Genomic DNA, 9,673 nt, shown 5'->3' with positions numbered 1-9,673 from the left:
CCACTCCCGTCAGTCGGGTATAGAATGTCTGTGTACATTGTTTGACTCCTCCATCTGCACCGATCGGATGACGTTTAACGTGAGGGGACTAATTTCTTGCGTATAGTTCACAGCAAACACGAGTTCATGCGTGGCCGCCGTCGTACGACCGCCGCCCGCCGGACAGCAGCAGTACTGACCCCCGGTTGCGGCGCCAGTGCTGCAGGGGGCCATACCGTTCTACGTCGCCGACCCGCGGCCCGCGTCACGATGGTTTATACGGCGCGCGGATCTATTTTCGCCTATGCACGTACTCGTCGTCGGCGGGACGGGATTCATCGGCACGCACCTCTGTCGGGAGTTACACGATCGGGGCCACGAGGTGACGGCGCTGTCACGTTCGCTCGACTCGGCTGCTCTCCCGTCGGACGTTCGGATTGTCATGGGCGACGTGACGGCGTACGACTCGATTCAGGGGGCGTTTGAGGGGCAAGACGCCGTCGTCAATCTCGTGGCACTGTCGCCGCTGTTCCGCCCGTCCGGCGGCAACGAGATGCACTTTGAGGTTCATGAGGGCGGAACGGCGAACGTCGTTCAGGCGGCCGAAGAACACGGCGTCGACCGGATGGTCCAATTGAGTGCGCTGGGCGCGGACCCCCACGGCGACACCGCATACGTTCGCGCGAAGGGGCTCGCGGAGGGAATCGTCCAGCAATCGGATCTTGAGTGGGTCATCTTTCGCCCCTCGGTCGTCTTCGGCGACGGTGGGGAGTTCATCCCCTACACGAAGCGGCTCGCGCCGCCCTACGTCACGCCGCTGCCGGGCGGCGGCAAGACCCGGTTCCAGCCGATCTGGGTCGGTGACCTCGTTCCACTGCTTGCCGACGCGATAGAGAGCGGCGAGGCAGGGAACGACCCCCACGCCGGGGAGACGTACGAGATCGGGGGGCCGGAGGTGTTGACACTCGCGGAGCTGGCTGAACTCGCCCACGGGGCCGACGGGCGGTCAGTCGGCGTTATCTCGATCCCGATGTCGATCGCGGGGGTCGGGCTCAAATCACTCGATGCGGTTCCCGAGTCGGTGCTTGATGCCATCCCGGGCGTCCCCCGGATGGGCTCCGATCAGTTCCGATCGCTGCAGTTCGACAACACGGTCAAACGGAACGACACGTCGGCGTTCGGAGTCGACACAGGGGACCTGTTGACAGTCGCGTCGTATCTGGGGTCGGACGCGAACGCGAGTGCGGACGCAAAACTCGCGTGACGTTGCGTTTCGTACGCTCAGCGTCAGACGTTGGCCGAAAGCTTATCAGTCCCATGGGACGCTAATCTGATAAGGACTGATATGAAACTTGCAATGATCGGCTTCGGGCAGGCCGGCGGGAAGATCCTCGACCGGTTCCTCGAGTACGATTCCAGCCGAGGGACCGGCATTATCGGCCATGCCATCGCCGTCAACTCCGCGAAAGCGGACCTGATGGGGCTCGATTACGTGCCAAACGAGAACCGGGTCCTTATCGGGCAGTCGGTGGTGAAAGGCCACGGCGCCGGGACCGAGCCTGACCTGGGCGAGAAGTGTGCTCGCGAGGACTTAGAGGAGATCCAAAGCGCCATCGACAAGATGGTGTCCTCGGAGATCGACGCGTTCTTGATCATCGCCGGGCTCGGCGGCGGCACCGGCAGCGGCGGCTCGCCGGTTCTGGCCGAGCACCTCCAGCGGCTCTACGTCGAGCCGATCTACGGCCTCGGCATTCTCCCGAGTCGCGACGAGGGGGGTATCTACAACCGAAACGCCGCCCGGTCGTTCCAAGAATTCGCCGAATCCGTCGACAACCTCCTCGTCTTCGACAACGACGCGTTCAAGACCGGCGGCGAGAGCATCGGCGAGGGCTACGCCGAGATCAATGATGAGATCATCACCCGCTTCGGCGCGCTATTCTCGGCGGGCGAGGTTGAGGCCCTCGGGGACAACGTCGCTGAGAGCGTTGTCGACGCCTCCGAGATCATCAATACGCTCGGCGAACACGGGATCACGTCGATCGGCTATGCGAGCGAACTCGTCGACCCCGGCGGGGGAAACACGGGGCTGCTCGATCGGCTCCGCGGCGGCGGCGACGACAAGAACGGCTTCTCGACGGCCGGCGACGCGACGAACCGGATCACCTCGCTCGTTCGAAAGGCGACGCTCGGTAAGCTGACGCTGCAGTGTGAGGTCGACAGCACCGAGCGGGCGTTGCTTTTGGTGTCGGGGCCGCCGGATGCGCTCAACCGGAAGGGTATAGACAAGGCGCGGAAGTGGCTTGAGGACCAGACCGGCTGCATGGAGGTCCGAGCGGGCGACTACCCGCTGCCAAACGAGGATAAGGTCGCCGCCATCGTCGTGTTGGCCGGAGTCACTGACGTTCCGCGCGTCAAGGACATGCAGCGGATGGCGATCGAGGCCGAGGAGCGAAGCGAGGAGCTCAGATCGCAGAGCGAAGACAACTTAGAGGACCTGATACAATACGGCGACGATGAAGAGTAGCGCACTCGGTGCCGTGTTCGTCGCCCTCCTGTTGTTCGGCACGTTGTTCGTTGGATCGGCCGCCGCGGTGGATAGTAGCTCCCAAGGGCTTCCGGAGGAGTCGGAGGTCGGGACTAATTTCGAGGCGACGTTCGAAGTGACGAGCCTCTTCGACGAGTTCGAGCGGTGGACGCTCGTCACGAACACGGAACTCGATAACGCGACCTGGACGATCCGGCGGTACAACCAGGCGGGCGATGAACTCTCCCGTGAGGACACCGACGGGGCGTCCGCGACCGAACCGATTGACATCGACGACGACACGGCGAGAGTCGAGATCCGTGTCACCGGGACGACCCCGGAAATAGGCAACCTGAGCTACGAGCCGCCGGATCGCTTCATCGCCGCGAACTTCACGCTCGAACGGTCGGGCGGCACCGAGCGTGCTATCGGAAGCTACGAGAGCCACCACTATACTGCGGAGAGCCGAGAGGCCCGCGAGGCGATCGATAGCGCCAGCGAAAGTGTCGGCGACTCGGGTGGCGACGCGCGAGACTCCCTCGACAGCGCTATTTCGGCCTACGAGAGCGGGAACTTCGAAAACGCGATCAGTCTAGCTGAGCGGGCCGAGAGCGAGGCCTCCCAGAGCCGACTTATCCGGAACGCGCTGCTCGGTGTCGGCGCCGTGATCGTGCTCGCGATCCTCGCTGGTGGCGGCTACTGGGTGTACAAGTCCAGACAACAGGGTCCGAGCCGTCTAAAATAATGGACGTCCTCGTTCCGTTCGCGGCGAGCCGACCCAAAACCCGGCTCGCCGGCGTGCTCGGCCCGGACGAACGCGCCGAGTTCGCGGAGGAGATGCTTTATGACGTATGCTGCGCCGTTGAATCGACAGGAGCATCGCCGATGGTCCTGTCAACGGACCCGATCGAATCGGCGTGGCCGGTCGTCGTCGACGACCGGCCGCTGACAGACGCCGTCAACGACCGTATTGAACCCCCCGTCGCAGTCGTGATGGCGGACCTCGCGCTCGCGACCCCGGCGGCCCTGTCGCGGCTGCTCGATGCGGACGGCGATGTGGTCCTCGCGCCGGGGCTCGGCGGCGGAACGAATGCTCTCCTCGTCCGAACTCCGGAGTTTTATGTCGATTACCACGGCGCGTCGATCGCCGACCACCGGCGGATCGCCACGGAGGTCGGCACGACGACGACGGTCGACTCGTTTCGGCTTGCGGTGGACATCGACGAAGCCGACGATCTCGCGGAGGTGCTGTTGCACGGCGACGGCCGGGCCGCCCGCTGGCTCCGGGAGGCGGGGATCGAACTCGAAACGGCCGGCGGGCGCGCCACGGTCCGTCGGTCGACACCCCGGTAGCCGACACTGACCGGGGGCGATCCTTTTATTCCTTCGAGTGCCTGAATGAGTGGTGTGTTCGGGGCGAGCGAATACGGGATCGACATTGAAATCCCGGCGGAGGCAGTCAAGCGGCTACTAGCCGTGACGCCGGGCGATGTCGATTCCGCCCCCGAGCTTTCGTTCGCGCGGAACGTTTTCATCCCGCTGACGACCGCCTGCCGGTACACCTGCACGTACTGCACGTATTACGACCCGCCGGGGGCGGCCTCGCTGTTGTCGCCAGCAGAGGTGCGAGAGATCTGTGAACGCGGTGCCGACGCCGGGTGTACGGAGGCGCTTTTCACCTTCGGCGACGACCCCGACGACCGATACACCGAGATCCACGAACAACTCGCCGAGTTGGGCCACGACTCGATCCACTCGTATCTCCGGGAGGCCTGCGAGATCGCCCTCGACTGTGGGCTCCTTCCGCACTCGAACCCCGGCGACCAGACGCGCGAGCAGATGGCCCGCGTCGCCGATGTGAACGCCTCGATGGGCGTCATGCTCGAGACCACCGCCGAGGTAGCCGCCCACGGCGGGCCGCGCTCGAAGGCCCCGGGCCAGCGGCTGGCGACGATCGCGACCGCCGGAAAGCTGGGCATCCCGTTTACGACGGGCGTGCTCGTCGGGATCGGCGAGACACTTCAGGATCGCGCCGAGAGCCTGTTGGCGATTCGAGAGCTCCACGAGCGCTACGGCCACGTCCAGGAGGTCATCATCCAGCCGGTCGCCGAGAACGAGCGCTGGCAGGGCGGCTCGCCCGATCTGGCGACGATGCGACGGGTGACCGCCATGGCTCGGGCGGCCCTGCCCGACGCCGTCAGCGTCCAGTCCCCGCCGAACCTCGCGCCCGTCGAGAAACTACTCGACTGCGGGGTCGACGACTTCGGCGGCGTCTCGCCGGTCACCGACGATCACATCAACCCCGGATACGCGTGGCCGGCACTGGACGAACTCGAAGGGATCGCCGACCGCGCCGGAGTCCCCCTCTCGGAACGGCTGCCGGTTCACGACCGATACGTCTCCGAGACGTGGCTCTCCCAGCAGATGGAGGCCGCGATCGAAGCCGATGATGAGGCAGGGCAGCGGTATCGCGATCTATTGTGAGTCCGCGGAGCCTGCGATCCGGTCGACGCGTTGTGTAACTAGGATCTCTTTTGCCCCCGTCAACGATGAAATACCCATGCTATCGTTGCATCCAGAGCCTCATGACCACACGCCCCAGCAGCCGCTTTCACGACACGTGAACGCCTCCGCAGCCACTTCCGCAATCCACACATAATCCGCACGCAATCCAGACGCTTCCTCAGTCGATTTGCTCGCTTACGGGCGCGATACGCCCGTTCGCCTGTGGAGTCCTCGATCCCACGTCGCCCATCCCTCGCACGTGGAATAGGCCGGGGCTTGGGGGTCGACTCACTTCGTTCGCCGCCCGCCTCTCGGGCATGGCCCCGAGCGTATGTCCCAGAGGGTTTATATAATTTAATTAGACAGTTACAAAAACTAGATCCGACGTATCGGCCGGATCTAACCCCCACCTCGATCCCGACCGTTCGACGCCGGTCACAGTTCCCGCTGTCGACCCTTCGGCATCTGCGAGCGGAGTTCGCCGTACAAATATAGGCCGACGCCCACCGGTTCGGTCTCGCCGGCGATCTCGTGGGCCGCGATCAAGTATCCCCAGTCGCCGTCCCAGTCGGGGTCGGTCGTCTCGCCGCGAAGGAACGCCCGCGCCTCGTCGCGGGTGAGCACGACGACGTTCCGCGTCGCGTCACGCCCGAAGCGTTGGACGGCGTCCGTCGTCGGCTTCCAGTGCTCCTGTCGGGTCCGGAGAAAGGTCATCCCCAGCCCCTCGACCTCGGCGGGCGAGTCGATGTCGTCCGCGAAAGCCCAGATCTTCCCCGAGCCCTTCTCCCAGAACGTGTGTCCCTCGAAGCGCTCGGCATCGAGTCCGAAGCGCTCGACCCACCAGCCGACGGCTTCCTCGCGGGTCGCGCGCCCTTCGACCGTCCGGTCAGTCGCGGTCGCTGGCAGGCGGTCGAAGCGGCTACCCTCGTTCGTAGAGGCGGCGTTGTCTTGATCCTCCCCGTCGATGTCGTGGCCGCCGGCGTCGTCCGCCGACCCATCAGATCCGTCGCTCATCCGGCCACCTCCAGTTTCGCACAAAAGAACCCGCCGGTGTCGTTGTGGTGGGGGTAGATCCGCTTTGCCCGCCGCATCGAGTCGTCGAAGGACTCGCCGTTCCACTCTGTGAGCCCGGGAACGTATTCGAGCGGCAACTCGTACTCGAGCAGCCGGCAGTCGTGGTTCTCAAGGGCGTGCTGGAGGATCGCCTCGTTCTCCTCGGGCGCGAAGGTACACGTCGAATAGACGACTGTTCCGCCGGGCCGGGTAATCTCGATCGAGCGTTCGAGGACCCCTTTTTGAACCCCCGCGATCCCCTCGACGTGATCCAGCGACCAGTTATCGAGTGCATCGGGGTTCTTTCGGATTGTCCCCTCACAGGAGCAGGGAACGTCCACGAGCGTCCTGTCGAACGGCTGGCCGTCGAAGGGCTTCAACGAGAAGTTGCGCGCATCCGCCCGCGTGACGGCGAGGTTCGTCACGCCGCAACGCTCGGCGTTCGACCGCAACGCCGACAGCCGGCCGAGGTTGTTGTCATTGCCGACGAGCAGCCCCCGGTCGTCCATCCGCGCGGCGAGTTGGGTCGTTTTGCTTCCCGGCGCGGCACAGCAATCCAGCACGCGCTCGCCGGGGTCCGGATTGAGCGCCAGCGCGGGCACCGCGGACACCTCCTCTTGGCCATACACCCAGCCGTGGACGAACGGCCAGGAGTTGCCGGGCGATTCGCCCTCGCCGAGCCGAAAGAGCCCCTCGTGCCACCCGACGGGGTCGAACTCGACGCCGGCCGACTCGAACGCCCGCCGGATGCGGTCGGGCGTCGCTTTGATGCCGTTGACCCGGACGACCGAGGGCAACGGCCGCTCGCAGGCGTCGTGAAACGCCGCCGGATCCTCGACGATGGGGTCGTATCTTGAGAGCGGGTTCATGCGCACAGTCGCCCCCGCGGCGGTTTGTCGGTATCGGTGTCGCCCCGACGCGTCGGTTCCGACCGTGATCTGCCCGCTACGGCTCAAGGCGGTTGTCGGTCAGACCGGACGGTCGGGACGGCTCAGGCTTAAGGGACCGCGACGCGTGCCCCCGCGTATGGCACACGTCCAGATCATCGAAGAGGATATTGAGCTCGACTCGCCAACGCTCGTCGAGGGGCTGCCGGGGGCCGGCCTCGTCGGCAAGATCGCCGCCGACCACCTCGTCGATGCGTTCGACATGACGTACTACGGGGCGTTACACTGCGATGGGCTCCCGCGGATCGCCGTCTACGAGGGTGAGTCATCGGCGCTTCTACCGCCAGTCCGCCTCTACGCGGATGAGGCGATGGACCTCCTCGTCCTCCGCAGCGACGTGCCGGTGTCGCCGACGCAGGTGACCGAGTTCGCGAGTTGCGTCACAGGATGGCTCGATTCGAACGGGGTCTTCCCGCTGTATCTCAGCGGGCTGGCCGAGGAAAAAGAGGGTACGCCGGAGCTGTACGGCGTCGCGACCGGCGACGGCGAAGCCGAACTTGATGACGCCGGCATCGTCCCGCCCCGCGGCGGTGGGATGGTCTCGGGGCCGACCGGCGCGCTGTTGCACCGCGCGGTCGAGACGGAACTCGACTCGGTCGGGCTCATCGTTCAGACCGATCCCCGGTTCCCCGACCCGGAGGCGTCTCGGACGATCCTCAAGCACGGGGTGGGACCGATCGCCGATATCGACATCGATACTGATCGACTGGTCGAGAAGGCCGGCGAGATCCAAGACGCTCGCGAACAGCTCGCAAAGCGCCTCCAAGAGATGGATCAGGACGGCAGCACCCAGGCCCAGCCGATACGCGGGTTCCAGTGACGCTCGCGACGCCCGCCGCTCTCGGGGACGGAGGCCAAGACCTATAGCCGACGACGGACGATTTGCCGTATGCGACCGATCCATCCGTCTCAGCGCGTTGCGGTTCTCGCGGACTCACAGAACCTCTATCACGCCGCCCACAGTCTCTACTCACGGAACGTCGACTACACCGAGTTGCTCGATGCCGCGGTCGACGACCGGAACCTCGTCCGCGCGATCGCCTACGTGATCCGCGCGGACTCGCCCTCCGAGGAGGACTTCTTCGACGCGCTCCGCGACATCGGCTTCGAGACGAAAATAAAGAACATTAAGACGTTTGCCGACGGCTCACAGAAAGCCAACTGGGATCTCGGGATGTGTCTTGACGCCGTTACGCTTGCCGGGAAGATCGACACGTTCGTTCTCTGCAGCGGCGACGGCGATTTTGCTCGCCTGTGTACCCACCTGAGACACGAGGGCGTCCGGACGGAGGTGTTCGGCTTCGGTCCCTCGATGGCCGAGGAACTCATCGAGGCGGCCGACTCGGTCAACGACCTGAGTACCGACGAGGAGCGATATCTCCTCTAAGAGGTGGGCTGAGAGAGCACACAAAGCCACGGGTCACCTAGTTCGTGGTCGTTTACGCCCGTTACGGCTCCGTATCGGCGATCTCGAGGATCGCCTCCGTCAGCACGTCGACACCGGGTTTCAGGGAGTCCTCGTCAACATCGAACGTCGCAGTGTGGTGGCCACCGGGGTGGTCCGTCCCGATGCAAGCGTACGTCGCCAGGCCGCCGTTCCCTTGGACGCGCCGCATCAGGAACGTCGCGTCCTCGCTGCCGCCGATCGAGCCTCGCCGTCTCGCCCGCCTGATATCGGGGTCCGACTTCGCCGCCGATCGGACGATATCGATTAACTCGACATCGCTCTCGGCGGAGGGCGCTTCGCCCTCGATAGTGACGTCGGCCTCGCAGTCGTGAGAAATGGCTGCGCCCTCAAAGACCTGTTTGGCCCGGCGGAACGTGTAATCGCGGATCTCGGTCGTCTCCCCGCGGACCTCGCCGTGGACGAACGCCTCCTCGGGGATAATGTTCGTGGCGGTGCCGCCGCCGACGCGACCGGCGTTGACACGCGATTCGCCGTCGCTGTGGCGTTCGATGCCGTAGAGATTCGAGACCGCGGTCGCCATCGCCTGGACGGCGTTTCTGCCCTCCTCCGGCCGCGCCCCGGCGTGGCCCGGGGAGCCCTCGAACGTCGTGTAAAACTGCGTGACAGCGAGGAAGTCGTCGATCCCGGCGATGATCTCGCCGGTCGGGTAGTCGAGGCCGATGTGGATCGCGAGGAGGTACTCGACATCGTCGATGTGCCGCGATTCGGCCATCGCCTTCCCCCCGCCGATAACCTCCTCGGCGGGCTGAAAGAACAGCTTAAATGTGCCCGAGAAGTCGCTCTTTGCAATCGACTCGAGGACCCCGAGGCCGATCGTGGCGTGGGCGTCGTGGCCGCATGCGTGCATTGCCCCCGTCTCGGAGCGGAACCCCTCGCGGGCGGGGACGTGGCCGGCGTCGGTCGACTCCTCGCGGGGGAGGCCGTCGATGTCGACCCGGAGGCCGACGGTCGGACCCTCGCCCCGCTCCAACACCGCGACAGCGCCGGTCCATCCGCCCGAAAACGACTCGAGAACATCGGGGTCAGCGCCCGCCTCGCGAGCCCGATCCATCCAGGGCTCGAGATCCTCAGGGTCGGGGACCGCGAGCCGGTCACCAGCCAGGGCGTCGCGGCCGACGTGCAGTTCATCGACGCCGATGCGCTCAACTTCGGAGACGATACGGGCGGTGGTCCAAAACTCCCGCCAGGCAGGTTCGG

10 protein-coding genes are annotated in these 9,673 nt (G+C 65.3%); 7 read left to right on the top strand and 3 right to left on the bottom strand.

What is annotated here, in order from left to right:
* Window positions 1-283: 283 nt before the first annotated feature.
* From ACI944_RS07680 to cofG, 5 genes are all read left to right on the top strand, one after another.
* A complete protein-coding gene (locus ACI944_RS07680; protein ID WP_411718467.1) occupies window positions 284-1,243 on the top strand; it encodes a complex I NDUFA9 subunit family protein in 960 nt (319 codons plus the stop codon).
* Window positions 1,244-1,324: 81 nt separating this feature from the next.
* On the top strand, window positions 1,325-2,503 hold the full coding sequence (locus ACI944_RS07675) for a tubulin/FtsZ family protein (protein WP_411718466.1): 1,179 nt from the start codon (window positions 1,325-1,327) through the stop codon (window positions 2,501-2,503).
* Complete coding sequence (locus ACI944_RS07670) at window positions 2,493-3,248, top strand: hypothetical protein (protein ID WP_411718465.1); 756 nt, start codon at window positions 2,493-2,495, stop codon at window positions 3,246-3,248. The genes ACI944_RS07675 and ACI944_RS07670 overlap by 11 nt, the downstream gene beginning before the upstream one ends.
* Window positions 3,248-3,856 carry a 2-phospho-L-lactate guanylyltransferase gene (cofC, locus tag ACI944_RS07665; protein ID WP_411718464.1) on the top strand — a complete coding sequence of 203 codons (609 nt, stop codon included), beginning with the start codon at window positions 3,248-3,250 and terminating at the stop codon, window positions 3,854-3,856. Before ACI944_RS07670 ends, cofC begins: the two co-directional genes overlap by 1 nt.
* A 45-nt stretch (window positions 3,857-3,901) precedes the next feature.
* Entirely contained in the window at window positions 3,902-4,987 is a 1,086-nt protein-coding gene (gene cofG, locus ACI944_RS07660) for a 7,8-didemethyl-8-hydroxy-5-deazariboflavin synthase subunit CofG (RefSeq protein WP_411718463.1), read from the top strand.
* 456 nt (window positions 4,988-5,443) lie between these two features.
* Here cofG and ACI944_RS07655 read toward each other — a convergent pair whose 3' ends face one another.
* Complete coding sequence (locus ACI944_RS07655; RefSeq protein ID WP_411718462.1) at window positions 5,444-6,022, bottom strand: hypothetical protein; 579 nt, start codon at window positions 6,020-6,022, stop codon at window positions 5,444-5,446.
* Complete coding sequence (locus ACI944_RS07650; protein WP_411718461.1) at window positions 6,019-6,930, bottom strand: RsmB/NOP family class I SAM-dependent RNA methyltransferase; 912 nt, start codon at window positions 6,928-6,930, stop codon at window positions 6,019-6,021. Before ACI944_RS07650 ends, ACI944_RS07655 begins: the two co-directional genes overlap by 4 nt.
* A 157-nt stretch (window positions 6,931-7,087) precedes the next feature.
* On the opposite strand from ACI944_RS07650, the gene ACI944_RS07645 reads away from it, so the two are divergent.
* Both ACI944_RS07645 and ACI944_RS07640 read left to right on the top strand, forming a co-directional pair.
* Window positions 7,088-7,828, top strand: a complete 741-nt coding sequence (locus tag ACI944_RS07645; RefSeq protein ID WP_411718460.1) for a proteasome assembly chaperone family protein — start codon at window positions 7,088-7,090, stop codon at window positions 7,826-7,828.
* Between the two features lie 69 nt (window positions 7,829-7,897).
* Entirely contained in the window at window positions 7,898-8,395 is a 498-nt protein-coding gene (locus ACI944_RS07640; RefSeq protein WP_411718459.1) for an NYN domain-containing protein, read from the top strand.
* Window positions 8,396-8,456: 61 nt separating this feature from the next.
* Here ACI944_RS07640 and ACI944_RS07635 read toward each other — a convergent pair.
* Window positions 8,457-9,673 (bottom strand): amidohydrolase (locus ACI944_RS07635; RefSeq protein WP_411718458.1); only part of this gene is annotated, 1,217 nt, incomplete at its 5' end.

The sequence above is a fragment of the Natronomonas sp. genome (assembly GCF_046710025.1).
GTDB lineage: Archaea > Halobacteriota > Halobacteria > Halobacteriales > Haloarculaceae > Natronomonas.
Note: the sequence above shows the minus strand (reverse complement) of the source record. Positions and strands in the feature narration are given on the sequence as shown.